Origin of the sequence: Amycolatopsis sp. NPDC058986, assembly GCF_042741125.1 — a bacterium.
Taxonomy (GTDB): Bacteria; Actinomycetota; Actinomycetes; order Mycobacteriales; family Pseudonocardiaceae; genus Amycolatopsis.
In genome coordinates this window covers 46,671-70,614 of record NZ_JBHYJW010000045.1, presented here as the reverse complement: position 1 = coordinate 70,614, position 23,944 = coordinate 46,671, and the positions used below count along the sequence as shown (strand labels likewise).

At 70.7% G+C, this 23,944-nt stretch carries 27 protein-coding genes; 26 read left to right on the top strand and 1 reads right to left on the bottom strand.

Annotated elements, in window-relative coordinates; all coding sequences use genetic code 11:
• Positions 1 to 120 precede the first annotated feature (120 nt).
• From ACFW0G_RS32210 to ACFW0G_RS32180, 7 genes are all read left to right on the top strand, one after another.
• Positions 121 to 1,320 (top strand): cytochrome P450, encoded by a 1,200-nt coding sequence (locus ACFW0G_RS32210; RefSeq protein ID WP_378329213.1) that lies wholly within the window; start codon positions 121 to 123, stop codon positions 1,318 to 1,320.
• Positions 1,321 to 1,352: 32 nt separating this feature from the next.
• Positions 1,353 to 2,378, top strand: coding sequence for a methyltransferase (locus ACFW0G_RS32205; protein WP_378329212.1), 1,026 nt, complete (start codon positions 1,353 to 1,355; stop codon positions 2,376 to 2,378).
• A 66-nt stretch (positions 2,379 to 2,444) separates the two neighbouring features.
• Complete coding sequence (locus tag ACFW0G_RS32200; protein WP_378329211.1) at positions 2,445 to 2,810, top strand: SchA/CurD-like domain-containing protein; 366 nt, start codon at positions 2,445 to 2,447, stop codon at positions 2,808 to 2,810.
• 91 nt (positions 2,811 to 2,901) lie between these two features.
• Positions 2,902 to 3,960 (top strand): methyltransferase, encoded by a 1,059-nt coding sequence (locus ACFW0G_RS32195; protein ID WP_378329210.1) that lies wholly within the window; start codon positions 2,902 to 2,904, stop codon positions 3,958 to 3,960.
• A gap of 70 nt (positions 3,961 to 4,030) precedes the next feature.
• The gene (locus tag ACFW0G_RS32190) at positions 4,031 to 4,699 is read left to right on the top strand and encodes a dTDP-4-dehydrorhamnose 3,5-epimerase family protein (RefSeq protein ID WP_378329209.1); all 669 of its coding nucleotides are present in this window, start codon (positions 4,031 to 4,033) and stop codon (positions 4,697 to 4,699) included.
• Positions 4,692 to 6,119, top strand: a complete 1,428-nt coding sequence (locus ACFW0G_RS32185; RefSeq protein ID WP_378329208.1) for an NDP-hexose 2,3-dehydratase family protein — start codon at positions 4,692 to 4,694, stop codon at positions 6,117 to 6,119. The genes ACFW0G_RS32190 and ACFW0G_RS32185 overlap by 8 nt, the downstream gene beginning before the upstream one ends.
• The gene (locus tag ACFW0G_RS32180; RefSeq protein WP_378329207.1) at positions 6,116 to 7,099 is read left to right on the top strand and encodes a Gfo/Idh/MocA family protein; all 984 of its coding nucleotides are present in this window, start codon (positions 6,116 to 6,118) and stop codon (positions 7,097 to 7,099) included. The genes ACFW0G_RS32185 and ACFW0G_RS32180 overlap by 4 nt, the downstream gene beginning before the upstream one ends.
• 70 nt (positions 7,100 to 7,169) lie before the next feature.
• Here the strand turns inward: ACFW0G_RS32180 and ACFW0G_RS32175 are convergent, their stop codons facing one another.
• On the bottom strand, positions 7,170 to 8,177 hold the full coding sequence (locus ACFW0G_RS32175; RefSeq protein ID WP_378329206.1) for a methyltransferase: 1,008 nt from the start codon (positions 8,175 to 8,177) through the stop codon (positions 7,170 to 7,172).
• A gap of 227 nt (positions 8,178 to 8,404) precedes the next feature.
• Between ACFW0G_RS32175 and ACFW0G_RS32170 the strand changes: the two genes are divergently transcribed.
• The 19 genes from ACFW0G_RS32170 (at position 8,405) to ACFW0G_RS32080 (ending at position 23,927) form a co-directional block, all read left to right on the top strand.
• Positions 8,405 to 9,142, top strand: a complete 738-nt coding sequence (locus ACFW0G_RS32170) for an SDR family NAD(P)-dependent oxidoreductase (protein ID WP_378329205.1) — start codon at positions 8,405 to 8,407, stop codon at positions 9,140 to 9,142.
• A gap of 1 nt (position 9,143) precedes the next feature.
• A complete protein-coding gene (locus tag ACFW0G_RS32165; protein ID WP_378329204.1) occupies positions 9,144 to 10,388 on the top strand; it encodes an FAD-dependent oxidoreductase in 1,245 nt (414 codons plus the stop codon).
• 25 nt (positions 10,389 to 10,413) lie between these two features.
• Positions 10,414 to 11,271: an LLM class flavin-dependent oxidoreductase gene (locus ACFW0G_RS32160; RefSeq protein ID WP_378329203.1), complete on the top strand. Its 858-nt coding sequence runs from the start codon at positions 10,414 to 10,416 to the stop codon at positions 11,269 to 11,271.
• A gap of 59 nt (positions 11,272 to 11,330) precedes the next feature.
• Complete coding sequence (locus ACFW0G_RS32155; protein WP_378329202.1) at positions 11,331 to 12,959, top strand: FAD-dependent monooxygenase; 1,629 nt, start codon at positions 11,331 to 11,333, stop codon at positions 12,957 to 12,959.
• Positions 12,956 to 14,443, top strand: coding sequence for a peptide MFS transporter (locus ACFW0G_RS32150; RefSeq protein ID WP_378329201.1), 1,488 nt, complete (start codon positions 12,956 to 12,958; stop codon positions 14,441 to 14,443). The genes ACFW0G_RS32155 and ACFW0G_RS32150 overlap by 4 nt, the downstream gene beginning before the upstream one ends.
• A 35-nt stretch (positions 14,444 to 14,478) precedes the next feature.
• Complete coding sequence (locus tag ACFW0G_RS32145; protein WP_378329200.1) at positions 14,479 to 14,859, top strand: SchA/CurD-like domain-containing protein; 381 nt, start codon at positions 14,479 to 14,481, stop codon at positions 14,857 to 14,859.
• Between the two features lie 7 nt (positions 14,860 to 14,866).
• Complete coding sequence (locus ACFW0G_RS32140; RefSeq protein WP_378329199.1) at positions 14,867 to 15,736, top strand: NAD(P)-dependent oxidoreductase; 870 nt, start codon at positions 14,867 to 14,869, stop codon at positions 15,734 to 15,736.
• A complete protein-coding gene (locus tag ACFW0G_RS32135; protein ID WP_378329198.1) occupies positions 15,733 to 16,185 on the top strand; it encodes an anthrone oxygenase family protein in 453 nt (150 codons plus the stop codon). Before ACFW0G_RS32140 ends, ACFW0G_RS32135 begins: the two co-directional genes overlap by 4 nt.
• Positions 16,186 to 16,281: 96 nt before the next feature.
• Positions 16,282 to 17,523 (top strand): ketosynthase chain-length factor, encoded by a 1,242-nt coding sequence (locus tag ACFW0G_RS32130; RefSeq protein WP_378329197.1) that lies wholly within the window; start codon positions 16,282 to 16,284, stop codon positions 17,521 to 17,523.
• A 42-nt stretch (positions 17,524 to 17,565) separates the two neighbouring features.
• A complete protein-coding gene (locus ACFW0G_RS32125; RefSeq protein ID WP_378329196.1) occupies positions 17,566 to 17,826 on the top strand; it encodes an acyl carrier protein in 261 nt (86 codons plus the stop codon).
• A 1-nt stretch (position 17,827) separates the two neighbouring features.
• Positions 17,828 to 18,286 carry an SRPBCC family protein gene (locus tag ACFW0G_RS32120; protein WP_378329195.1) on the top strand — a complete coding sequence of 153 codons (459 nt, stop codon included), beginning with the start codon at positions 17,828 to 17,830 and terminating at the stop codon, positions 18,284 to 18,286.
• A 26-nt stretch (positions 18,287 to 18,312) separates the two neighbouring features.
• Positions 18,313 to 18,780: an anthrone oxygenase family protein gene (locus ACFW0G_RS32115; RefSeq protein ID WP_378329194.1), complete on the top strand. Its 468-nt coding sequence runs from the start codon at positions 18,313 to 18,315 to the stop codon at positions 18,778 to 18,780.
• 34 nt (positions 18,781 to 18,814) lie between these two features.
• The gene (locus tag ACFW0G_RS32110) at positions 18,815 to 19,567 is read left to right on the top strand and encodes an SDR family NAD(P)-dependent oxidoreductase (RefSeq protein WP_378329193.1); all 753 of its coding nucleotides are present in this window, start codon (positions 18,815 to 18,817) and stop codon (positions 19,565 to 19,567) included.
• Entirely contained in the window at positions 19,567 to 19,914 is a 348-nt protein-coding gene (locus ACFW0G_RS32105; RefSeq protein ID WP_378329192.1) for an antibiotic biosynthesis monooxygenase family protein, read from the top strand. The genes ACFW0G_RS32110 and ACFW0G_RS32105 overlap by 1 nt, the downstream gene beginning before the upstream one ends.
• On the top strand, positions 19,911 to 20,225 hold the full coding sequence (locus tag ACFW0G_RS32100) for an antibiotic biosynthesis monooxygenase family protein (RefSeq protein ID WP_378329191.1): 315 nt from the start codon (positions 19,911 to 19,913) through the stop codon (positions 20,223 to 20,225). The genes ACFW0G_RS32105 and ACFW0G_RS32100 overlap by 4 nt, the downstream gene beginning before the upstream one ends.
• Positions 20,222 to 20,443, top strand: a complete 222-nt coding sequence (locus tag ACFW0G_RS32095) for a hypothetical protein (RefSeq protein WP_378329190.1) — start codon at positions 20,222 to 20,224, stop codon at positions 20,441 to 20,443. Before ACFW0G_RS32100 ends, ACFW0G_RS32095 begins: the two co-directional genes overlap by 4 nt.
• A complete protein-coding gene (gene accA, locus ACFW0G_RS32090; protein WP_378329189.1) occupies positions 20,412 to 22,118 on the top strand; it encodes a carboxyltransferase subunit alpha in 1,707 nt (568 codons plus the stop codon). The genes ACFW0G_RS32095 and accA overlap by 32 nt, the downstream gene beginning before the upstream one ends.
• Before the next feature lie 163 nt (positions 22,119 to 22,281).
• Positions 22,282 to 22,587, top strand: coding sequence for an acetyl-CoA carboxylase biotin carboxyl carrier protein (locus ACFW0G_RS32085; RefSeq protein WP_378329188.1), 306 nt, complete (start codon positions 22,282 to 22,284; stop codon positions 22,585 to 22,587).
• A gap of 5 nt (positions 22,588 to 22,592) precedes the next feature.
• Complete coding sequence (locus tag ACFW0G_RS32080; protein WP_378329225.1) at positions 22,593 to 23,927, top strand: acetyl/propionyl/methylcrotonyl-CoA carboxylase subunit alpha; 1,335 nt, start codon at positions 22,593 to 22,595, stop codon at positions 23,925 to 23,927.
• Positions 23,928 to 23,944: the final 17 nt, after the last annotated feature.

Below are 23,944 nucleotides of genomic sequence, written 5' to 3'. Positions count from 1 at the left end.
GGCCGGGCGGGTTCGAGAGTGGTTCGAGCGCTGCTCCGCATCCTGGGGCGGTGCCGTTCCGAGTGCCCGGCGGGCGGCGCGTCCAGGTAATCGGGTACCGGCGAGACCGAGGGGGCTGTGTTGCCTACCGAGCGAGCACCGCTGCAGTTTCCGTTCTCCAGCAAGCATCCGCTGCTGCCGCCCGAGGAGTACGCGCGGCTGCGCGCCGAGCGGCCGGTCAGCAAGGTCGGCCTGGCCAACGGGCACACCGTGTGGCTGGTGACCAAACATGCCGACGTCCGGCAGGTCCTCGCCGACCCCCGGTTCAGCCGGGAGGCGATCACCAGGCCGGACGCGCCGCGCCTGCTGCCGGTCGCCGCCGGATCGAAGTCGATTTTCGTGCTGGACCCGCCGGAGCACACCAGGGTGCGCAAGCTGGCCGGGCACGCGTTCACCTCGCGGCAGGTGGACAAGCTCCGGCCGAGGATCGAGAAGCTCGCCGCGGACATGGTCGACGCGATGCGTGAGCAGGGCCCGCCCGCCGACCTGATCTCGGCGCTGGCGCAGCCCCTGCCGATCACGCTGATCTGCGAGATGCTCGGCGTGCCCCCTGCCGACCAGGACCTGTTCCGGGAATGGACCGACGTGATGCTCAGCGTCAGCGCCCGGGGTTCGGCGGAAGTCGGCGCGGCGGCGGCCAATCTGCGGCGGTACCTCACCGAGCTGATCGACGCCAAGCGCCGCAGTCCCGCCGACGACCTGCTCACCGTGCTCATCACCGCTCGTGACGAAGGAGACGCGCTCAGCACCGAGGAGCTGCTGGCCTTCGCCGAGACGATGCTGATGGCCGGATATCACGCCACCACAGCGGAAATCGCGCACGGCGTGCTGGCGCTGACCGCCCGGCCGGGGGCGATCCGCCGGCTCGTCGAGCATCGGGACGAACTGCCGGCCGCGGTCGAGGAACTGCTGCGGTACTCCCAGGCCGGTGGCGGTGTCGGCCCGATCCGGATCGCGGTCGCGGACGTGGAGATCGGCGGGGTGCGGGTGAAGGCGGGCGAGGCGGTGCTGCCCTGCATCAACTCGGCCAACCGCGACGAGGACGTCTTCGACGCCGCCGACGAGCTGGACCTGGCCAGGGGCCGCAATCCGCACCTGGCCTTCGGGCACGGCATCCACCACTGCCTCGGCGCGCAGCTGGGGCGGATCGAACTCGTCGTCGCGCTGGACACCTTGTTCGACCGGCTCGGCGCGTTCGTCCTTGCCGTCGACGAAGCCGAACTGGAGTGGAAGGCCAACCGGGCCTTCAGCCGACCCGAGACATTGCCGCTGCGGTGGTGAGCGTGGGAAACCCGTGCGGAGGAAAGGAAGTCATGACCACACCGATGAGCGCGACCCCGAGCGCCCGGCCGATCATCGAACTCGGCACGGCCTTCTGGGGAGCGAAAGCACTGTTGTCCGCCGTCGAGATCGGACTGTTCACCGAACTCGGGAACGGGCAGCGGACGGCGGAGTACCTGCAGGAGAAGCTGGACCTGCATCCGCGCGGGGCGCGTGACCTGCTCGACTCGCTGGTGGCACTCGGCATGCTGGAGCGGGAGGACGGGCAGTACCGCAACACCGACGCCACCGGCTATTTCCTCGACGAGAACAAGGAAACCTACCTCGGCGGGTGGATGCGGCGGGCGAGCACCGACCTGTTCGGGGCCTGGACCGGGCTGACCGAGAGCCTGCGTACCGGAAAGCCCGCCGACTGGGGCAACGCCGAAGTCTTCGAGCACATCTACGAGGAAATGGAAGGACGGCGCAGCTTCCTCGCCGCGATGGACGCGTGGACCACGCACATCGCCCGCGAACTGGCGGCAGGGCTGGACTGGTCCGGGTACCGCGAGTTCGTCGACGTCGGCGGGGCCCGGGGCAATCTCTCCGCGGGACTGGTGAAGGCGCAGAAGCACTTGTCCGGGACGGTCTTCGACCGGCCGGAGATCGAGCCGCTGTTCGACGAGCACATGCGGCGGCACGGCACCGCGGAGCGCGTCGGCTTCGTCGTGGGGGACTTCTTCACCGACGACCTGCCGGAGAGCGATGTGCTGATCCTCGGGCACATCCTGCACGACTGGAATCCCGACGAGCGGCGCCGGCTGGTCGCCCAGTGCCACCGCGCGCTGCGGCCGGGCGGCATCCTGGTGACCTACGACCGGATGCTCGACGACGAACGCCGGCGCAACGCGACCGGGCTGCTCGGGTGTCTCAACCTGCTCGTGGTCACCACCGGGGGCTCGGAGTACACAGTGGCCGAATGCCGGTCCTACGCGACGGCCGCCGGATTCGCCTCGACCACGACCCTTCCGCTCTACGACGGGCTGGAAACCGCGGTCATCGCCAAGAAAGCCCTGTGATTCCCGGCCCGGGCGGTGGTTCGCCGGTCCCGGGCGTCCGAACCAGCACTGTTTTCGGGAGCCGACATGCCCTACGCGGCGATAACGTACGACATCAAGGGCGGCTGTGAGGCCGAGGTCGCCGAGGTCTTCCAGAACTTCCAGCGGCCGAAAACCAATCTCGTCACCGGTGCGGGCGGGGCGCGGGAGGGCCGGATCCTGGCCACCGCGGTGTTCATCCGGGACAGCACCCTGGTGCGGTTCATCGAGTACGAGGGCGATCTCGACGCGGTGATCCGGTTCATGGCCACGCAACCCGGCGTGGCGGAGGTGGAGCGCAAGCTCGCTCCCTATCTGAACAAGCCGCGGAACACGGGCACCGTCGAGGGTTTCCTCGACACCTTCCGCGCCAGCCAGTTGCGCTGCGTCACCCAGTTCGCGGTCCCGAGGTAACGCCGGCCGCCCGAACGCGTTCGAGACCTGTTCGACCGAACGTTGCGAAAATCATTCCTGCTCGATTCCTGCTGCGCGGAAAGGCTCAAAAGTGGCTGACACGGAAACTCGGGAAGAGAAGCCGTCGGCGTCGGAGTTCTTCTTCTCCACCTTTGGTTTTGCCGTTTTCCAGATTTCCACGACGGTGGCCCGGCTGGGAGTTCCCGACGTGCTCGACGGTGCGCCGAAAACGGCGGACGAGATCGCCGCGAGCCTCGGGGTCGACGCCGGGTTCCTGGCCCGTCTGCTGCGTGCCGCCGCCGGGGTCGGAATGTTGCGGGTCCTGGACGACGGCCGGTACGACCTCACCGAGTTGGGGCGGGTGTACCGCAACAACGCCGCCGAGAACGCGAGGCGGATGACGGACCTCCACGCGGCGAAGCCGGTTTGGCAGGCGTGGGGTGCGCTGGAAGACGCCATCCGCACCGGAAAGCCCGCTTTCGACTGCGCGCACGGGGTCGGTTTCTACGAGTACATCAAAACCGACACGCGGCTGGCCGAGATCTTCCACGACGCGATGGCCGCGTCCAGTGAGAGCCAGCTCCCGGTGTTCGTGCCGCGGTACGACTTCGGTGACGCGAAGAGCGTCGTCGACGTCGGCGGAGGCAGCGGCCTGCACCTGGCGGCGATCCTCGCGGCGAACGAGGACCTGCGCGGAACCGTCGCCGACACCGCGGTCGCGCTGCGGGGCACGGCGGCGGTGTTCGAGAAGGCCGGAGTCGCCGACCGGGGTACCGGCGAACCCTCGGACATCTTCAAAGCGGTCCCTTCCGGCGGGGACGTGTACATGCTGAAGAACGTCCTGCTCGACTTCGACGACGAATCGTGCGAGGTGCTCCTGCGCAACTGCCGCGAGGCGATGAGCCCGCAGGGCAAGGTCATGGTGGTCGCGCTGCCGATGCCGGAATCACCGCAGGAACAGGGCTCCGCGGCGGGCCTGGTGTCGGCGATCTCCGACATCGGCGCGATGGTGACCACCACGGGCAAGGAGCGCACGCTCGCCGAGTACGAACGGCTGTTCGCCAGTGCCGATCTCGCGCTCGGCGAAGTGACCTACATCGAGTCCGGCTCGGCGTTCTACCGCGTGATCGAAGCGCTGCCGGCGAGTTGACCACGCACCCCCGGCGATGACCGGGGCCGAGCAGCCCCGCCGCAGCCGGACCGATCGAGAGCGGAGCATCGTGCAGATCACCGAGATGAGCATTCCCGACGCCTACCGCATCACCCCGGATCCAGTCCCGGATCGCCGCGGCGTCTTCCTCGAGCACTGGCGGCAGAGCGAGTTCACGGAAGTGACCGGGTATCCGCTCACGATCGGCCAGATCAACTACTCGGTCTCGAAGAAGAACACGATCCGCGGCATCCACGGCACCGTGACGCCACCCGGCCAGGCGAAGCTGGTCACCTGCGTCCGCGGTGCCGTGCTGGACGTCCTCGTCGACCTGCGCGTCGGCTCGCCGACCTTCGGCAGGTACGAGATCACCCTGCAGGAGGCGGCATCCGGGCTCGCGGTGTACTTCGCCGAAGGACTGGGACACGCCTTCCTGACGCTGACCGACGACACGTGTGTCAACTACGTCTGTTCCACCGAGTACGTGCCCGGCACCATGGTCGACATCCAGGCCTTCGACCCGGCGATCGGCATTCCGTGGAACCTGTCCGGGGAACCGGTCATGTCGGACAAGGACAAGGTCGCGCCGACCCTGCACGAAGCCGCCGAAGCCGGGCTGCTCCCCACGTACGAGGCGTGCCGACGGATCTACCGGGACCTCGCCGCCCGGGAACTGTCCGCGTCGTCGTACGGGGCCGGGCAGGCCGCACAGTCCACGGAGGACAGTCGTCGTGGATGACGTCAGCAGCCGCCAGATGCTCGCGGAATCGGCGCTGGCCCTCGACAGCGATCTGATGCCGCTGAGCCGGTTCTACGACTGGTTCGCCGAACGCGCCGCGGCGCACCGGTTCGAGGTGAGCCGGGTGCCGTTCGCCGATCTCTCGGGCTGGTCGTTCGCGGCAGGCACGGGAAACCTCGTGCACGACAGCGGCCGCTTCTTCTCCGTCGAGGGCCTGCGCGTGCGGACCGACCGGACCTGGATCACCAGCTGGACGCAGCCGATCATCGTGCAGCCGGAGGTCGGCCTGCTCGGCATCCTCGCCAAGGAGTTCCACGGCGTCACGCATTTCCTGATGCAGGCGAAGATGGAGCCCGGCAACGTCAACGGCCTGCAGCTGTCGCCGACGGTGCAGGCCACGCGCAGCAACTACACCGGGGTGCACGGCGGCAACGCGATCAAGTACCTGCGGTACTTCCGGCGACCGCGCCGCGGCCGGGTCCTCGCCGACGTCCTGCAGTCCGAGCAGGGCGCGTGGTTCCTGCACAAGCGCAACCGGAACATGATCGTCGCGACGGACGACGACATCCCGCTCGACGAGGACTTCTGCTGGCTCACCCTCGCCCAGATCAGGCAGCTGCTGCGGGTCGAGAACCTGATCAACATGGACGCGCGCACCGTCCTGTCGTGCCTCCCGCCGCACCTCGACCGGGCCGAGCGGCTGGTGACCAATTCGTCGTTCGCCGGTTCGCTGCACGAATCGGCGGCCAAGGGGGCGTCGGCCCTGCACAGCCGCGAGGACATCCTCAGCTGGCTCACCGAGGTCCGTGCCCAGCGGGAGCTGGTCCAGCAGCGGGTCCCGCTCGACGAGGTCGCCGAAGGCGGCTGGCAGCGCGACGACGACCAGCTGGTTCACCGCGACGGCAAGTACTTCACCGTCGTCGCCGTCGACGTGCGGGCGACCAGCCGCGAGGTGCCGTCCTGGACCCAGCCGCTGCTCGCCCCGCTCGGGCCGGGCCTGCTGGCGCTGCTGGTCAAGCAGATCGACGGCGTCCTGCACGCACTGGTCGAGGCGCGCACGGACGCCGGGATGCTCAACGTGGCCGAGCTCGCGCCGACGGTACAGTGCCAGCCGGCGAACTACCGTGACGTGCCCACGAAGCACCTCCCGCGTTTCCTGGAGTACGTGCTTTCCGCGCCACCGTCGCGGATCCGGTTCGACGTGCTGCAGTCGGAGGAGGGCGGCCGGTTCTACCACGCCCAGAACCGTTACCTGATCATCGAGGTGGAGGAGAGTTTCCCTGTCGATGTCCCGGAGGAGTACCGGTGGATGACGCTGGACCAGCTGGGCGAGCTACTGCTGCACAGCAACTATCTCGACGTCGAACTCCGCAGCTGCCTCGCGTGCGTCCAGACGCTGCAGGGCTGGGGAGCGGAATGACCGCCGGGCCGGTGCGGTTCGGCGTCCTCGGCTGCGCCGACATCGCGGCCCGGCGCATGATCCCGGCGTTGCTGGCCGAGCCGGACGCCCGTCTCGTCGCGGTGGCGAGCAGGACGGGGGAGAAGGCGAGCCAGTTCGCCGGTCGCTTCGGCTGCGACGCGGTGACGGGCTACGAGCATCTCCTCGAACGGGAGGACGTCGAGGCGGTGTATCTGCCCCTTCCGCTGATGATGCACGCGGAGTGGATCGAGCGGGCGTTGCTGGCGGGAAAGCACGTACTGGCCGAGAAACCGTTGTGCGCCGATCACGACACCGCGGTCCGGCTCTTCGGCCTCGCCCGCGAACGCGGGCTCCTGTTGTTCGAGAACTTCATGTTCCTGCACCACAGCCAGCACGCCGCCGTCGCCGAGCTGCTCGCGGACGGTGTCATCGGCGAACTCCGCGGTTTCTCCAGTGTCTTCACCATCCCGCCGAAACCCGAGACCGACATCCGGTATCAGCCCGGCACGGGCGGCGGCATGCTGCTGGACGTCGGCGGGTACGTGCTCCGGGCGGCGGCCCGCTTCCTCGGTCCCGGCCTGACCGTTGCCGGGGCCGTGCTCCGCCGCTCCCGGCGGCACGGTGTGGTGATCTCTGGCGGCATCCTGCTGCAGACGCCGGACGGGGTGCCGGCGCAGCTGACCTTCGGTGCGGAACACGCGTATCGGACCACCTACGAACTCTCCGGCAGCAGCGGGAGGCTGGGCGTCGACCGGGCCTTCACCCCGCCGGAGACGTACCAGCCGACGATCTGGATCCAGCGGCAGGACCACCGCGAGGAGCGGACGCTCCCGGCCGATCACCAGTTCGTGAACGTGGTCCGGCTCTTCGCCGGGGCCGTCCGGTCCGGGGGCGGCCTCGAACCGCACACCACCGGGTCCCTGAACCACGCCCTCCTGGTCGACCAGGTCACGGGTGCGGCCAGGGTCGTAGACGTCTGAGCGTAGGAGAAAAAACCGCCGGGCGGGTGTTCACTCGTGAACACCCGCCCGGCGCGTTCCGGTTCCGAGGTCACGCCCGGCGGCAGATCACCAGGGTGTCGAAGTCGCCGAGCTGCTTCTCCTCCACCGAGGCGAACCCGGCATCCTTGACGTGGTCCCGGATTTCGCTCGCCGGGTACTCCGAGCCGCCCTCGGTCACCAGCAGCATGTCCAGGCTGATCACCAGGTTCTCCACGTGGGCCGGATCCTCGTCGAGCATCCGGTCGTAGACCAGCAGCGCGCCGCCGGGCTTGACCGCCTCGCTCGCCTTGCGCACCAGGAAGCGGCGGCGCTCGACGTCGAAGTCGTGCAGTACGTGGCCGATGACCACCACGTCCGCCTTCGGCAGCGGGTCGGTGAAGAAGTCGCCGCCGTGGAAACGCACCGAGCCGGTGAGGCCGAAGCCTTCGATGTGCTCGGTGAAGAACGGCTCCATCTGCGGCAGGTCGATCACGTGGCCGGTCATCCCGGGATGGGCCTTGACGATCTGGGCCGCGATGTTGCCCCGGCACCCGCCGACGTCGAGCACCGTCGCGTGGCCCGAGAAGTCGAACGCGTCGATCAGCTGGGGCCCGAGCACCTGGGTCAGCGCGTCCATCATGCGCACGAACTGGCCGAGCACGGCCGGGTTCCGCACGACCTGCTCGAAGTCGCTGTTGCCCTGCAGTTTCCCGTCCCGCAGCGCCTGGGACAGCTTGCCCCAGGCCGGATAGAGGTTGTTGTTGGCCCGCCGCATGAAGCCGCCGATGTAGGTCGGCTGGCCGGTGACGAGGTACCGGTCGGCGCCGGGGGCGTTGCGGTAGCGGTCGCCCTCCTTCTCCAGCAGGCCGAGCGCGACCAGCAGGTGCAGGAAGTCCCGCAGCCCGCGACCGTGCAGCCCCAGCCGCAGCCGGATCTGCTCCTCGGTTTCCGGATTCTCGTGCAACGCGGTGAACAGGTCGAACTCCACAGCGGTGAGCAACGCCTTGGCGTCGCAGAAGGCGTTGCAGAGCCGGATGAGCCCGGCCGGGGTGGCCGTGTCGCCAGCGGTCGTGGTCATTCGAGACTCCCTTTCCCGGCAGCGCACATCGTGGCGGCCGTGCTTGGTCGGACTCGATGCTGGCACCGGCGGGTGGAGCGGTGCTCAAAGCCGCCCGCAGTCCCGGCGTCCGTCCGCAAAGGACAGTGGCCATCACTGTGGTTCGAGTGCCGGACCAGCCGGACGGGCCACCATCGGATCCCGTGGGTGCGGCACAGGCTGACCGCTGCTGTGAAAGGGGCGATCCGGTGGATCTTGGGCTACGAGGCAAACGCGTACTGGTGACCGGGGGCACCCGGGGGATCGGCCGCGCCACCGCGCTCGCCTTCGCCAGGGCGGGTGCCCACGTCGTCACGTGTCACCACACCGACGGCCCGCACGTGGAAAGCGTTGCCCGCGAACTGAAGGAGTGCGGCGATCGCAACCGCGTGCTGCGGGCGGACGTGACCGATGGCGCGGACACCCGGCGGCTGGCCGGCCTCGTCGGCGACGAGCTGGGCGGGCTCGACGTCCTGGTCAACAACGTCGGTGTGGACGGCGGGGTCGCGTTCGGCGACATCACCGAGCCGGAATGGCACCGGCTGCTGGACCACAACGTCACCGCGGCCTACCTGGTGACCCAGGCGATGCTGGGCGTGCTGGCGGACGGCGCTTCGGTGGTCAACGTCGGTTCGTCGGTGGCACTGCGCGGACGCGTGAACGGGGTGCACTACACGGCGTCGAAGGCGGCACTGATCGGCTTCACCCGAGGGCTGTGCAAGGAACTGGGGCCACGCGGTATCCGGGTCAACACGGTCGCGCCGGGGCTCACCGAGACCGAGCCGGGGGCAGGCCTGCCACCGCAGGCGGTGACGCGCATCGTGGGAATGACCGCGCTGGGCCGGATCTGCCAGCCCGAGGACGTGGCCGGTGCCGTGCTGTTCCTGGCAGGGGACACCTCGCGCTACATCAGCGGCGCGACGCTGAACGTCGACGGCGGGGTCTGACATGCCGGGCGAGCGGAGGCGGGGGCTGCGGGTCGTGGTGATCGGCGGCGGCGTGGGCGGGCTGTGCCTGGCCCAGGGGCTGCGCAAGGCCGGGGTGCACGTCGAGGTGTACGAGCGCGACACCTCGGTGCGCGGTCGGAACCAGGGATACCGGCTGCACATCAGCCCCGAGGGCGAGCGCGCCCTGCGCGACTGCCTGCCCGCTCGCGCCCAGGATCTTCTCGTGGCCACCGCGAACAGCCGATACGGCTACGGGATGGCCTGCTACGACGAGCGGCTGAGTCCACAATGGTCACCGGAGGTCGACGACCCGAGGGCCGGTTCACCGGACAAAGTGGACGCCGTGGACCGGGTGACGCTGCGGCACGTCCTGCTCGCCGGGCTCGACGACGTTGTCCGGTTCGGCAAGCGGTTCACGCACTTCACCCAGCGGCCGGGCCAGGGCATCGAGGCGCACTTCGCCGATGGCGGCACGGCGTCTGGCGATGTGCTCATCGCCGCCGACGGCGCGAACTCCCCGGTACGCCGTCAATGCGGGATCACCGACACGCCAAGGGATCTCGGAGTACGCACGATCTTCGGGCGGATCCCGATGGCGGCGGCGCTGCGCGAGGGGATCCCGGAGGTACTGCAGGACCGTTTCACCTGGGTGATCGGCTCGGACGGGCACAAGCTGGGCCTGATGCCCATGGTGTTCCGCACCGAACCAGGCGAGGCGGCTGCCCGGTTCTGGCCCGGCTGGCGGGCCGAGTCCCCCGGTGACTACTTCATGTCGGTCTTCTCCATGCACCGCACGGTGCTCGGCATGCCGGACGAGGAGTTCCTTTCGCTGGACGGTGCGCGGCTGTGGGAGCTGGTGCGGCAGCGCACCGCGGACTGGCATCCCGCGCTGCGCGAGATCCTGCGGCACGCCGACGTCCCGGAGTCCTTCCCGGTGGTGGTGCGGGTGGCGGTCCCGGTGCGGCCGTGGCCGTCCGGCCAGGTCATCCCGCTCGGGGACGCGGTGCACGCCATGCCGCCCTCGGGCGGGGTCGGCGCGAACACCGCGGTGCGTGACGCGAGTGCGCTGGCCAGGGCGCTGGTGGCCGTCGACCGCGGCGAACGTTCGCTCGGCGAGGCCGCCGCGCGCTACCAGGAGGAAATGGTCACCTACGCCACCGAAGCGGCCGCCCTGTCGCTGCGAGTGGCGAAGTGGTCGCTGAAAACGATCGATTTCGACGAGTCGGTGCTGTCCCCGGCGCGGTGACGGCTGTCCCACAGGAGGGTCCACAATGGACATTGGAGTCGGTTTGGCGACCACCGTGCCCGGCACCGGTGGCCGCGAGCTGATCAGTTTCGCGCGGCGCGCCGACGAGCTCGGCTTCAGCACGCTCGCGGTACTCGACCGGCTGGTCTACGACAGCTACGACGCGATCGTTTCGCTGGCCGCCGCGGCCGCGGTGACCGAGCGGATCACGTTGGCCCCCACCATCCTGCTCGCACCGTACTGGCCGAGCGCGGCACTGCTGGCCAAGCAACTGGCCAGTGTCGACCGGCTGTCCGGCGGACGGCTGGTGGTGGGCGTCGCCGCGGGTGGCCGGGCGGACGACTTCACCGCGACCGGCGTGCCGTTCCACCGTCGTGGCCGGCTGCTGGACGAGTTGCTGGTGGAAATGAAGCAGGTGTGGGCGGGGGAGGGCGCGGTGCCCGGTATCGGCCCCCGGCCGACCGAAACCGAGATTCCCTTGTGGATCGGGGGAAATTCGGCCGCTTCGGTGGCGAGGACGGCCAAGCACGGCATCGGCTGGATCTCCGGTGGCGGGCCCGTCCAGCGTTTCCGGCAGCACGCCGACGCGGTGCGGGAAGCCTGGCGGGCCGAGGGGCGCACAGGCACCCCGAAGCTCGGCGCGCTCACCTATGTCGCGCTCGGTGCCGAGCGCAAGCAGGCCGCCGGGCGCTACCTGCTCGACTACTACTCCTACATGGGCGAGCGGGCGCAGTTCCTGGCCGACGGTGTCATCGCCGACGAAACCCGGCTGCGCGAGGTGATCGCCACCTTCGCCGAGGCCGGGTGTGACGAGCTGGTCCTGATGCCCTGTGGTTCCGACACCGGTCAGCTCGACGAGATCGCCGAAGTGGCGCTCGGCTGAACCGGGTGCCGTGCAGTGAAAGCCAGGGGCCGGAAGCACGAAAGGGCAAGGGAAGCGGTATGACTCGAACAGAAGTGCCCGTGCTGATCGTCGGCGCGGGGCCGGTCGGCCTGTCCACCGCGCTGTTCCTCGGCCGCCATGGCGTGCGGTCGCTCGTGGTGGAGAAGCGGGACGGGACCTCGACGTTGCCGAGGGCGCCGGGACTGCAGGCACGCACCATGGAGTTGTTCCGCGCGGCGGGGGTGAACCAGCGGATCCGGGCACTGGAGGTCGGCGACTCGCACGCCTACTTCGAGGGCGGGATCATCCAGGTCCGGACGTTCGCGGAGATCGACGACGCGGTGGTGCTGGAGGCCCCGTCGCTGGACGGTCCCACCATCAGCCCGGAACGGGTGATGGGCTGCGGCCAGGACCGGTACGAACGGGTGCTGGCGGACCTGGTCACCGAAGCCGGGAGCGAGGTGAAGTTCGGGGTCGAGCTGCTCGCCCTCGACCAGGACGGCGACGGGGTCACCGCGACGCTGCGGGACACGGCCACCGGCGAGGAAACCGTGGTGTGGGCGGCTTATCTGGTCGGCGCGGACGGCGCGGGCAGTACGACGCGGCGCGCGCTGGGCGTGCGGCGCACCGGGCTCGGCACCGTCTTCAACGCGCTGAGCGTCTACTTCCGGGCCCCGCAGCTGCGGGACCTGATCAAGGACCGCAAGTTCATCCTCTGCTACGCGACGGCGGCACCCGGCACCCTGATGGGACTGTCCCGGCTGCACGGTGTCGATCCGTGGCAGGCGTCCCCGCTGTACTACCCGGAGCGGGGCGAGACCACGGCGGACTACCCGGACGAGCGGTGCGTCGACATCGTGCGCACCGCGGCGGGCAAGCCCGACCTGGACGTGGAGATCGTCGCGAAGGTGCCGTGGCAGGGCGCGCAGCTGGTGGCCGACACCTTCCGCAGCGGCCGGGTCTTCCTGGCGGGCGACGCCGCGCACGTGCACCCGCCCGCCGGCGGATTCGGGGCGAACACCGGGATCCACGACGCGCACAACCTGTCCTGGAAGCTCGCCGCCGTCCTGCGCGGCTGGGCGGGCGACGCGCTGCTGGACACCTACGACGCCGAGCGCCGCGCGGTCGGCTCCGCCATGGCCAAGCAGGCCATGGTGCGCAACCGGATCCGGCACGGGTTCGCCGACGAGGAGACCAAGGCGTCCATGGTGGACGACATCATCGTCACACTCGGGTACCGGTACGCGTCCGGCGCGATCGTGGGCGGGCGCTCGGCGGCCCCCGTACTCGCCCCGGAACTGGACCTGTCCGGCGACCCGGGTACCCGTGCCCCGCATCTCTGGCTGGACCGGGACGGCACCCGAGTGTCCACAATAGACCTGTTCTGGGACGAGTTCGTCCTGCTGACCGGATCGCGGGACAGCGGTTGGCGCGAGGCCGCCGAGCGGGTGGCCAAACAGCTCTCGGTACCGCTGCGCGCCTATTCCGTCGGTACCGGCGGCGACCTCGTGCCCGTCGACGGTGACTGGGCACAGGCGTACGGCGTGAGTGAGCAGGGCGCGGTGCTGGTGCGGCCCGACGCGTTCGTGGCCTGGCGCGCCGCCGGCAAGGTGACCGACCAGGACGCCGTGCTCACCGACGTGCTGTCGCGGATCTGCGTGCCGGCCGGCGGGGGCGTGCGGTCGTGACGGCACCCGCCGACACCAGGGTGTCGCTGCGCCGGATGCCGGCCTGGTACACCACGCTGTTCCTGACCGACCTGCTGGAACGCTTCGGCTACTACGGCATGCAGGCGATCCTGGTGCTGTATGCCGCCGCGCCGGCGGCCCGCGGCGGGCTCGGGCTGGCGACCGGGGACGCGGCCGCGTTGTTCGGCGCGTGGATCAGCACGATGTTCCTGCTGTCCCTGCCCGGTGGCTGGGTCGGCGACCGGGTGCTCGGCCAGCGCCCGGCCCTCATCGCCGGCGGCCTGATCGCCGGGGCCGGGTACCTGTGCCTGGCGCTGCCGTCCGGCTGGGCGACCGCGATCGGGCTGGTCCTGCTGGCCCTCGGTGGCGGCCTGTTCAAGCCCAACCACCAGGCGATGATCAACATGATGTTCGGCGGTCCCCGTGGCCGCGAGTCCGGGATTTCCCTGATGTACCTGGGAGTTCAGGGGTCCGCGTTGCTCGCACCGCTGGTCACCGGGTATCTCGGCGAGCGGGTGAGCTGGCACCTCGGGTTCTCGGTCGCCTCGGTCGCGGTACTGGCCACGGCGCTGCTGCTGGCCGTGGCCACGCGGCAGTTCGGCGGCGTGGGTGCCCGGCCGGGACGGCCGCTGGTGGCCGCCGAGCGCCGGTCCGCGCTGACCGTCACCGGGTCGGTCGTGGCCGCGCTGGGCGTGGTGCTGCTGGTGCTGTGGTCGACCGGGCTGCTGCGGCCGATGGCCGGAATCGTGCTGACCAACGTGCTGGCGCTGGGCGTGCCGGTGCTGGCGGTCGTCCTGCTGCACCGTGACCGGGGCCTGGGGCCGGGTGACCGGCGGCGCCTGCTCGGCTTCGTCGCGGTGTGCCTCGGTTCCGCGCTGTTCTGGATGATCATCGCGCACGCGGCCTCGCTGCTGAACCTGTTCGCCCGCGACCACGTCGATCTCCGCGTGTTCGGCTTCGTCATGCCCGCCAGCTGGCTGCAGGGGGCCACGCCGGTCTTCCTGCTGGTACTGGCGCCGATCGTGGGCACGGTGCTGCCCGGCTTCGGCCATCGGTACCCGGTGGCGGTGAAACTCGCCATCGGCCTGTCGCTGGTCGGCGGCGGCTTCCTGGTGATGGCGGTGGCCGCGTTGCTGACCGAGCACGGCGGGAAGATCTCGCCGTTGTGGCTGGCACTGGTGTACCTGATGCACGCCGCGGGCGAACTCGTGGTCGTCGCGGTCACCGTTTCGACAGCGGCCGACGTGCTGCCGCGGCCGTTCATGGGCCGGGTGCTGGGTCTGCTGTGGCTGTTCGCCGCGCTCGGCGGCGGGGTGGGCAGCGGGCTGGTGCGGCTCACCGCGGTCGTGCCGGAGCCCGTCTACTACCTCCTGCTCGGCGGTGCCGCCGCCGTCGCCGGGGTGGTGTTCGCGGTGCGGCGCCGGGCGCTGAGCCGCGCGCTGACGCCGGACGCCCCGGCGGACAGCGTCACCCGGCCGTCGTGATCCGTGTTCGTCGAGCAACGAAAAGGGAGCCGAAAATGCCTTATGCCGCAATCACCTACCGGGTCGAGCCGGGACACGAGGACGAGATAGCCGAGATCTTCGCCGGGTTCCAGCGGGTGGACACCCCGGAGTTCCGGGGCGAGGACGGTGCACCCGCCGGACGGCTGCTGGGCACCGCGGTGTTCATCAAGGACGACGTCATGGTCCGGGTCATCCACTACGAAGGCGAGTTCGCCGCCATCGCCCGGCACATGGCAGCCCAGCGCGGCGTCCACCTGATCGAGGACCAGCTCGCCCCTTACCTGCGGGACAAGCGTGACACGGCCGACGCGGCGGGGTTCGGCCGGTACTTCCGGGACGCCACCATGCGCTGCATTTCCCAGCTGTCCGTCGAGACCCACGAAGCGAAGGGATGAGTCCGAAATGGACGGACGTATCGCGGTGCTGGGGCTGGGACAGATGGGCTCGGGCATGGCTCGCGCCCTGCTCGCGGCCGGTACGCGGATCACCGCCTTCAACCGCAGCGCGGACAAGGCCGCGCCGGTGGCGGCCGCGGGCGCGACAATCGCGGGCTCGGCGGCCGAAGCGGTGGACGGCGCGGACGTGGTCGTGCTCAGCCTCGCCGACGAGGCCGCCGTGACCGAGCTGCTGTTCGGCGAGCTGGACGGCAGGCTGCGTAAAGGCACGACCGTCGTCGACACTTCGACGGTCACCCCCAGCTTCGCCAGGGAAGCGGCGGAACGGCTGGCCGGTGCCGGGATCCGGCGGGTGGAGGCCTGTGTGCTCGGCAACCCGCAGATGGCCGCCGCGGGTCGGTTGCGCGTGTTCGCCGCCGGTGAAGAGTCCGATGTGGACGCTGTGCGGTGGGTGCTCGACGCCCTCGGCCAGGAGGTCCGCTACCTCGGGCCCGCCGGCAGCGCGAGCGTGCTGAAACTGGCGTTCAACCTGATGCTGGGGGTGCAGACGCTCGGACTGGCCGAGGCGGTCGTGTTCGCCGAGGCGATGGGCATCGACCGCGGCCTGCTGCTGGACGCGTTCGAGGGCAGCGGCTGGCGCTCGGCGGTGCTCTCCTTCCGTGGCGAGTTCATGCGGCGGAAGGAGTACCGGCCCGCCGCGTTCCGGGCGGCGTTGATGCACAAGGACCTCGGGCTGGCGCGCCGCGAGTCGGCCGGGCACGGCGTCGAACTGCCCGTTGTCCACTGTGCCGCCGAACGGTACGCGGAGATGCTGGCCGCGGGACTGGGCGACGAGGACGCCGCGGCGGTGGTCGAGCTGGGAGACACGCGCCGGTGACCAGGGACGTGCTGGCCGTGCTGGCGCTGGTGGGCAGTGGCGTGGTGGCCGGGGTGCTGTTCGCGGTGGCACTCAGCGTGCTGCCCGCGCTGTTCGCCATGCCGGTGGAGCGGTACGTCTACGCGCACCAATTGCTCGGCAAGCGCTGGGATCCGGCGATGCCGGTCATCGTGCTGTGCTCGACCGCCGTCGACATCGCGCTGGCCGTGCTCGCGGATTCCGGCGCGGCGGCGCTGTTCGCGGTGGCCGCGGCGTTGCTGCTCGCCGTTTCCGTCGTTTCGCATTTCTGCAATGTGCCGATCAACCGGGTGGTGAAATCCCTTGACCCGGAACACGTTCCGGACGACTGGTGGGATCCGCGGCCGTTGTGGCGCCGATGGCATTTCCTGCGCACCGTGCTGGCCTTGCTCGCCGCCGTCGTGAACGCCATCGCGGTGGTGTCCGGCTGAGCGATCAAGCGCGCGTTCAGAAGTGTTCCAGTGAGCAGGGACAGGATTGAAGCGTGTCCCGGGAAAGTCCGAACGATAGCTGGGGAAGGTGCGGCGATGGGCCGGTCCGATACGAGTTCCCGCCCGGTGGTGACCGGGATGGGGGTGCTGGCGCCCACCGGAATCGGCTTGGAGGCGCACTGGCAGGCCGTGCTGGACGGGAAATCCGGTATCGGCACGATCACGCGGTTCGATCCCGCGTCCTACCCGGTGCGGCTGGCCGGCCAGGTTCCGGGCTTCTCCGCGGGTGACCACCTGCCGGAGCGACTGCAGAAACAGACCGACCACTGGACCCATCTCGGCCTGGCCGCGACCGGCGCGGCACTGGAGGACGCCGGGGTACGCACCGGCGAACTCGACGAGTACGAGATGGCCGTGGTCACCGCGAGTTCCTCCGGGGGCACCGAGTTCGGCCAGCACGAGATGGAACGGCTGTACCTGAAGGGACCCGCCTGGGTCGGTGCCTACCAGTCGATCGCGTGGTTCTACGCCGCCAGCACCGGGCAGATCTCCATCCGGCACGGGATGCGCGGATCGTGCGGGGTGGTGTGCGCCGAGCAGGCGGGCGGGCTGGAAGCGCTCGGCCAGGCCCGCAGGCTGCTGCGCTCCGGCTCGCGGCTGGTGGTCAGCGGCGGTACCGACGGGTCGCTGTGCCCGTACGGTCTCGTCGCGCAGATGGCCAACGGCAGACTGTCCACAGTGGCCAATCCGCACCGCGCCTATCTCCCGTTCGACGCCGACGCGTCCGGTTACCTGCCGGGCGAGGGCGGCGCGATCCTGATCGTGGAGAGCGCCGCCGGGGCGGCCGACCGGGGTGCGGGCCCGGGCTACGGGACGATCGCGGGCCACGCCGCCGGGTTCGACCCACCGCCGGGTTCGGCGCGGCCACCGGCGTTGCGCGCCACCATCGAGCGCGCACTGGCCGACGCCGGGATCCTGCCGTCCGATGTGGACGTCGTGTTCGCCGACGCGGCAGGGGTTCCGGAGGACGACCTGGCCGAGGCGCGGGCGATCGCCGAGGTCTTCGGCCCACGGGCGGTTCCGGTCACCGCGCCGAAAGCGCTCACCGGACGGCTCTACGGCGGTGGCGCGGCGCTGGACGTGGCGACCGCGTTGCTGGCCATTCGCGACGGCGTCATCCCGCACACGGCGGGGACCACGCGCCCGCGCGCGGACTACGAGATCGACCTGGTGCTCCAGGAACCGAGGGAGGCGCGGGTGCGGCACGCGCTGGTGCTCGCCCGCGGCTACGGCGGTTTCTGCGGTGCGCTCGTTCTCGCCCGCCCCGAGCCGGCTTGAGCCGGCCGACCCGACCACGACGACCGGCGAAGGGAACCTGTGATGAATCAGTTCACTGTGGACGATCTGAAGGAGATCCTGCGCAGCAGCGCGGGGGACACCGAGGAAGCGGATCTGGACGGCGACATCGGCGGGGTGTCGTTCGACGAGCTGGGGTACGACTCGCTGGCACTGCTGGAGGTGTGCCGGCAGGTGGAGACCCGCTACGGCGTCGAGCTGTCGGGCGACGCCGTGGCCGAGATGCCGACGCCTGCCGAGGCCGTCGAGTACATCAACGACGTTCTGGCGAAGGCGAGGATCTGACATGGCGGGGCACACCGACAACGAGATCGTGATCGACGCGCCGATGCGGCTGGTGTGGGACATGACCAACGACATCCCGTCGTGGCCCCGGCTGTTCAGCGAGTACTCCGAGGCGACCGTACTGTCCGAAAAGGACGGGACGATCCGCTTCCGGCTCGCGCTGCACCCCGACGAGAACGGCAAGGTGTGGAGCTGGGTTTCGGCGCGGACCCCGGACGAGGCCACCCACACCGTGCGCTCACAGCGGGTGGAAACCGGCCCGTTCAAGTACATGTGGATCTTCTGGGAGTACCTGCAGACCGACGAGGGCGTGCGGATGCGCTGGGTGCAGGACTTCGAGATGAAGCCGGAAGCACCGGTCGGCGACGCGGCGATGCAGGAGCGGCTCGACCGCAACACCCCGGTCCAGATGCGCCTGATCAAAGCCAAGGTGGAGGCCGCGGCCCGCGGTCGCGCCTGAGTACCGCCGGTGACGGGAGGTGTGCCGTGTTCACGATCGTCGTCCCCCTCGTGCTGCTCGCCAACGGGCTGGCGGCCGGCGTGCTGGTGGGTACCTGGCTCGGTGGCTGGCCGCTGCTGGCGGACCTGCCGCCGGACCGCTACGTGCACGCGCACGCGTTCTTCGCCACCCGCTACGACCCGTTCATGCCAGGGTGCCTGCTCGTCGCGACCGCGGGCGACGTGGTGCTCGGCGTGCTCACCGGCACCGCGGCCGCTCGCCTGGCCTACCTCGGTGCGGCGGCGCTGTGCGCGGTCACCATCGCGATTTCCCTGGCGAAGAACGTGCCGGTGAACAAGTGGGTCCGCTCGCTGGACCCGGACCGGCTGCCCGCGAACTTCGCCGAACTGGACCCGCGCCCGCGCTGGGGGGCGTGGAACCGGGTCCGCACCGCACTGTCCACATCGGCCTTTCTGCTCAACTGCGCCGCGCTGCCGCTCGTACTGGCGCGGTGACCGCGTCCGGAAGCCGGAGAACACGGAGGATCACATGGCAATCGACCTGACCGGAAAGAAGGCGCTGGTGACCGGCGGCACCCGCGGTGTCGGGCGCGGCATCGCGCTGGCGCTGGCGCGCAGCGGCGCCGACGTGCTCACCTGCTACCGGCAGGACGGCGAGGCGGTCCAGTCCCTGGAGCGCGCGCTGAAGGAGACCGGCGGACGGCATCACGTGCTGCGCGCGGATCTGGCCGAGCCGGACCAGATCCGGACGCTGCTCGCCGAATGCGAGTCCCGGTTCGGCGGGCTGGACCTCGTGGTCAACAACGCCGCGGTGATCAGCCACGTCCCCTACGGCGAACTGTCGCTGGAGGAGTGGCAGCGGGTGCTGGCCACCAACCTCACCGCGGTCCACCTGGTCATCCAGCACGCGCTGCCGCTGCTCGGCGAGGGCGGTTCGGTGGTCAGCATCAGCTCGAAGTCGGTCGAGGTGGGCATTCCGCTGCGCGCCCACTACACCGCGACGAAGTCGGCGCTGCACGGGCTGACCCGGTCGCTGGCCAGGGAGTACGGCCGCAAGGGCATCCGGTTCAACGTGCTGTCGCTGGGCATGATCCACACCGAGGCGCTGGACGCGATGCCCGAGGAGCGGCGGGCGACGATGCTGGAGCAGTACAACAGCAAGATCGCGCTGGGCCGGTTCGGGACGCCGGACGAGGTGTCCGGCGCCGTGCTGTGGCTGGCCAGCGAGCACTCCCGGTACGTCACCGGCGGCGTCATCCCGGTGGACGGGGGGATCTCCTGATGTCGGATGCGACGTTCCGGGTGATGCTGCGCATGGAGATCAAGCCCGGCGTGGAGGCGGAGTTCGAGCGGGTGTGGTCGGAGATCGGCGACGCGGTCACCACGCATCCGGCGAACCGCGGCCAGTGGCTGGCCCACAGCGCGGAGGAAGGCGTCTACTACATCGTCAGCGACTGGGTGGACGAGCCGCGGTTCCGCGAGTTCGAGACCAGCGAGCGGCATCTGACCCATCGGCGGAAGCTGCACCCCTACCGGTCCGGCGGCTCGATGACGACGATGCGGATCGTCGCGCATCTGACCGCCGAGACCACCGGTGCCACGCACGAGGAATGGGAGAAGCGCCGGTGAGCGAGGAAGTACGGGTGCTGCTGTATCACCGGGCCGAGGACGCCGAGGGAATCGAAAGCGCTTACCACGCCGCGAGCGCGCGCCTGGCAGGGGTGCCCGGCCTCACCGGGAACGAGCTGCTCCGGTCGGTCACCGACACCGGCGAGTTCGTGGTGGTCAGCTCGTGGCGCGATTTCGCCGCGTTCCAGGAGTGGGAGCGGGGCGAGGCGCACCGGGACCAGACCGCCCCGCTGCGCCCGTATCGCGACGTGGAAAGCGGCAGGCCCTTCGGGGTCTACCAGGTGCTCGCGTCCTACCAGGTGCCCCGATGAGCGACGAGACCCCGGCGGAGCGGACGGGCGGGAACGACCGCGGCGAGCGGCTGCGCACGGGACTGCGGTGGGTCCGCGATGTCCTGGCGGCGACGGGGCTCGGTTTCGGCCAGCACGTCGGCGGCGGGCCGATGACCTGGCCGATCCCGACCTATCCGAAGAGTCCCAAGGAGGGGAGCGACCGGAATGACGCCGACGTCGAACGGCCGCGCGACTGACCGGACCGGGGAGCGGAACTGGCTGATCTGCGACGGCTGCCGGATCGTGTTGTACCGCAAGCGGTTCGAGCGGCTCGGCAAGGTGTGCTACGAGTGCGGCCGGCACTTCCGGCTGACGGCGCTCGAGCGGCTCGAACTGCTGCTGGACCCCGGTTCCGGGAAACTCGTCGAGCCGGAACCGGCGGTGACCGACCCGCTCGCGTTCGCCGATCTGGTGCCGTACGCGGAGCGGCTGGCGGAAGCCGGCCGGGCGACCGGACTGCCCGACGCGGTGGTGGTGGGCAGGGGCGCGGTACACGGCAGGGACGTGGTGGTCGCCGTGATGGACTTCCGGTTCCTGGGCGGCAGCCTCGGCGCCGCCGCGGGCGCGGCGATCACGACGGCGGCGGAAACCGCGCTGGCGCACCGGCTCCCGTTGCTCCTGGTCACCGCGTCCGGCGGGGCGCGGATGCAGGAGGGTGTGCTGTCCCTGATGCAGATGGCCAAGACCGCCGCGGCGATGGCCGCGCTGGACGAAGCCGGGCTGCTGACCGTCACGCTGGTCACGGATCCGACGTTCGGCGGGGTGGCGGCGTCGTTCGCCACCCTGTCCGACGTGATCATCGCCGAACCAGGGGCGCGAATGGGTTTCGCCGGTCCCCGCGTGATCGAACAGACCCTGCGGCAGCGTCTGCCGGACGGGTTCCAGTCGGCGGAGTTCCTGCTGCGGCACGGACTCGTCGACGACGTCTGCGGCAGGGCCGCGCTGCCGGGAACGCTGGCCCAGCTGCTGGCGGTGACGCACTCGCCGGGCGACGGCTGGGGCGCCGGGGTGACCGACCCCGTGCTCCGCGACCCGGCCGAGCTGGACCGGCGACCGGTGAGCCAGGTGCTCCGGCTGGCCCGGCACCGGGACCGGCCGACCACGATGGACATCGTCACGAACTGGTTCGACGGGTTCGTCCCGTTGCGCGGCGATCGGATGCGGGCCGACTGCCCGGCCATCGTCGGCGGTGTGGCCACTGTGGACGGTCTGCCGATGATGCTGATCGGGCACCAGAAAGGCCACACCACCGAGGAACTGGTGCGCACCGAGTTCGGCATGCCGTCCCCGGCGGGGTACCGGAAGGCGGCCCGGCTGATGCGCATGGCCGCCAAACTGGGGATCCCGGTGGTCTCGCTGGTCGACACCCCCGGCGCGCATCCCGGCGTGGAGGCCGAGCGGAACGGCCAGGCCGGCGCGATCGCCGAGTGCCTGCGGGTGGCCAGTGGCCTGCCGGTTCCCGTGGTCACCGTGATCATCGGCGAGGGCGGCAGTGGCGGGGCGCTCGCGCTGGGGATGGCCGACCGGGTACTGCTGTGCGAAAACGCGACGTACTCGGTGATCAGCCCGGAGGGCTGCGCCGCGATCCTGTGGCGCGATCCCGAGGCGGCGACGACCGCGGCGACGGCGTTGCGGATCGACGCGCGGTCGCTGCTGTCCGCCGGGCTCGTCGACGGGGTGATCCCGGAGCCACCCGGCGGCGCGCACCGCGATCCGCCCGGCGCCGGTGCCCGCGTGCGGGACGCACTGGTGTGCGCGGTGCGGGAGCTGCGCGGCAGGCCCGGCGCCGAGCTGGTGGCCGCCCGCCGCGCCAGGTTCCGCCGGTTCGGGACGGTGGACGTCAGTACGAACGGCCGGATGGAGGCTCAGTGAACGAGGCACGGGAAAGCACCGCGGACGATGACGATCCGGGCGCGGTGGCGGTGCGGCACACGATGGAGGTGCTGAACCGCAGTCTCGCCGACACGCTGCGCGCAGCCTCGCGCCCGCCGGCACGGGCCCGCGTCGCCTACGGCCCGGCGAGTATCGAGGTGGAATGGCCGGTGTCGTGCCCGTGGCGCCCGCCCCCGCCGAGCCGGAACCGGACGAGGGCCTGGTGGCCGTCACGGCGCCGCTGGTGGGCACGTTCTACCACGCCCCGGAACCCGGCGCCGAGCCGTTCGTGGCCGTCGGCGCCGAGGTGGCGGCGGGGCAGCAGGTGGGCATCGTGGAGGCGATGAAGCTGATGAACCCGGTCGTGGCGGTGACGCCGGGCCGGGTGGCCCGCGTGGTGGCGGCTGACAACGAGCCGGTGGAGTACGGCCAGCCGCTGATCCTGCTGACGCCCCTGGCGGAAGGATGAACGCCGTGTTCGGCAAGGTGCTCGTGGCCAACCGCGGCGAGATCGCCCTCCGGATCATCCGGACCTGCCGGGAACTGGGCATCCGCACGGTGGCGGTGTACTCGACCGCGGATGAGGACTCCGCGGCGGTGCGGGCCGCCGACGAGGCCGTGCGGATCGGCCCCGGCCCGGCCAAGTCGAGCTACCTCTACCCGCCGGCGATCATCGAGGCGGCGCTGCGCACCGGGGCGCAGGCGGTGCATCCCGGGTACGGGTTTCTCTCCGAGGACCCGGATTTCGCCGAGATCTGTGTCCAGAATGGACTCGTCTTCATCGGCCCCCGGCCCGAGGTGCTGGCCCGGCTCGGCGACAAGGTCGGCGCCCGCGAGATCATGCGCCGGGCGGGCCTGCCGGTGGTCCCCGGCTCGGAGCGGGCGGTGAGCACGGCGGCCGAGGTACAGGCGACCGCGAAACGGATCGGCCTGCCGGTGATCGTCAAGGCCGCGATGGGCGGCGGTGGCAAGGGAATGGCGGTGGTGCGGCGCTGGGAGGACCTGCTGCCGGTCTTCCGCACCACACGGGCGACCGCGCGTTCGGCGTTCGGCGACGACCGGGTGTACCTGGAACGGTTCTGGGAGTCCGCCCGGCATGTCGAGGTGCAGGTGCTCGCCGACGAGCACGGCAACGTCGTGCACCTCGGCGAGCGGGACTGTTCCGTCCAGCGGCGGCACCAGAAACTGGTGGAGGAGTCGCCCGCTCCGGGGCTGCCCCCCGCGCTGCGCGCCTGGCTGCTCGACGCCACGGTCCAGGCGGCGGCCGCGGTCGGCTACACCGGCGCGGGCACCTTCGAGTTCCTGGTGAACGGGGACGAGGCCGCGTTCATCGAGGTGAACTGCCGGATCCAGGTGGAGCACCCGGTGACCGAGGCGGTGACGGGCATCGACCTCGTCGCCGAACAGCTGCGGGTGGCGGCCGGGCTGCCGCTCACGGTGAGCCAGGACAGCGTGCGCCCGAAGGGGGTGGCCGTGGAATGCCGGATCAACGCGGAGGACCCGGACCACGACTTCCGCCCGTGTCCCGGTGAGCTCACCGAGTTCGTCGCGCCGGGTGGCCCGTTCGTCCGCGTGGACACGCACGCCCATCCCGGCTGGCGGATCTCGCCGTACTACGATTCCTTGCTGGCCAAGGTGATCGTGTGGGCGCCCGACCGTGCCGCGGCACTCGCCAGGATGGGCCGCGCGCTGGAGGAGCTGCGGATCGCCGGGCCGGGTGTCCGGACGAACCGGAAGCTGCTCATGGACCTGTTGTCCGATCCCGACTTCCGGGCCGGTACGCACGACACGTCGTTGCTGCGGGCGTAAGGGGCCGTCCGGCGACG

What these genes read in the sequence shown, in the direction of transcription:
- ACFW0G_RS32205 (WP_378329212.1), top strand. Translation starts at nt 1,353, where the DNA reads ATGACCACACCGATGAGCGCGACCCCGAGCGCCCGGCCGATCATCGAA.
- ACFW0G_RS32200 (WP_378329211.1), top strand. Translation starts at nt 2,445, where the DNA reads ATGCCCTACGCGGCGATAACGTACGACATCAAGGGCGGCTGTGAGGCC.
- ACFW0G_RS32180 (WP_378329207.1), top strand. Translation starts at nt 6,116, where the DNA reads ATGACCGCCGGGCCGGTGCGGTTCGGCGTCCTCGGCTGCGCCGACATC.
- ACFW0G_RS32175 (WP_378329206.1), bottom strand. Translation starts at nt 8,177, where the DNA reads ATGACCACGACCGCTGGCGACACGGCCACCCCGGCCGGGCTCATCCGG.
- ACFW0G_RS32165 (WP_378329204.1), top strand. Translation starts at nt 9,144, where the DNA reads ATGCCGGGCGAGCGGAGGCGGGGGCTGCGGGTCGTGGTGATCGGCGGC.
- ACFW0G_RS32160 (WP_378329203.1), top strand. Translation starts at nt 10,414, where the DNA reads ATGGACATTGGAGTCGGTTTGGCGACCACCGTGCCCGGCACCGGTGGC.
- ACFW0G_RS32155 (WP_378329202.1), top strand. Translation starts at nt 11,331, where the DNA reads ATGACTCGAACAGAAGTGCCCGTGCTGATCGTCGGCGCGGGGCCGGTC.
- ACFW0G_RS32145 (WP_378329200.1), top strand. Translation starts at nt 14,479, where the DNA reads ATGCCTTATGCCGCAATCACCTACCGGGTCGAGCCGGGACACGAGGAC.
- ACFW0G_RS32140 (WP_378329199.1), top strand. Translation starts at nt 14,867, where the DNA reads ATGGACGGACGTATCGCGGTGCTGGGGCTGGGACAGATGGGCTCGGGC.
- ACFW0G_RS32130 (WP_378329197.1), top strand. Translation starts at nt 16,282, where the DNA reads ATGGGCCGGTCCGATACGAGTTCCCGCCCGGTGGTGACCGGGATGGGG.
- ACFW0G_RS32125 (WP_378329196.1), top strand. Translation starts at nt 17,566, where the DNA reads ATGAATCAGTTCACTGTGGACGATCTGAAGGAGATCCTGCGCAGCAGC.
- ACFW0G_RS32120 (WP_378329195.1), top strand. Translation starts at nt 17,828, where the DNA reads ATGGCGGGGCACACCGACAACGAGATCGTGATCGACGCGCCGATGCGG.
- ACFW0G_RS32110 (WP_378329193.1), top strand. Translation starts at nt 18,815, where the DNA reads ATGGCAATCGACCTGACCGGAAAGAAGGCGCTGGTGACCGGCGGCACC.
- ACFW0G_RS32105 (WP_378329192.1), top strand. Translation starts at nt 19,567, where the DNA reads ATGTCGGATGCGACGTTCCGGGTGATGCTGCGCATGGAGATCAAGCCC.
- ACFW0G_RS32095 (WP_378329190.1), top strand. Translation starts at nt 20,222, where the DNA reads ATGAGCGACGAGACCCCGGCGGAGCGGACGGGCGGGAACGACCGCGGC.
- accA (WP_378329189.1), top strand. Translation starts at nt 20,412, where the DNA reads ATGACGCCGACGTCGAACGGCCGCGCGACTGACCGGACCGGGGAGCGG.
- ACFW0G_RS32085 (WP_378329188.1), top strand. Translation starts at nt 22,282, where the DNA reads ATGGCCGGTGTCGTGCCCGTGGCGCCCGCCCCCGCCGAGCCGGAACCG.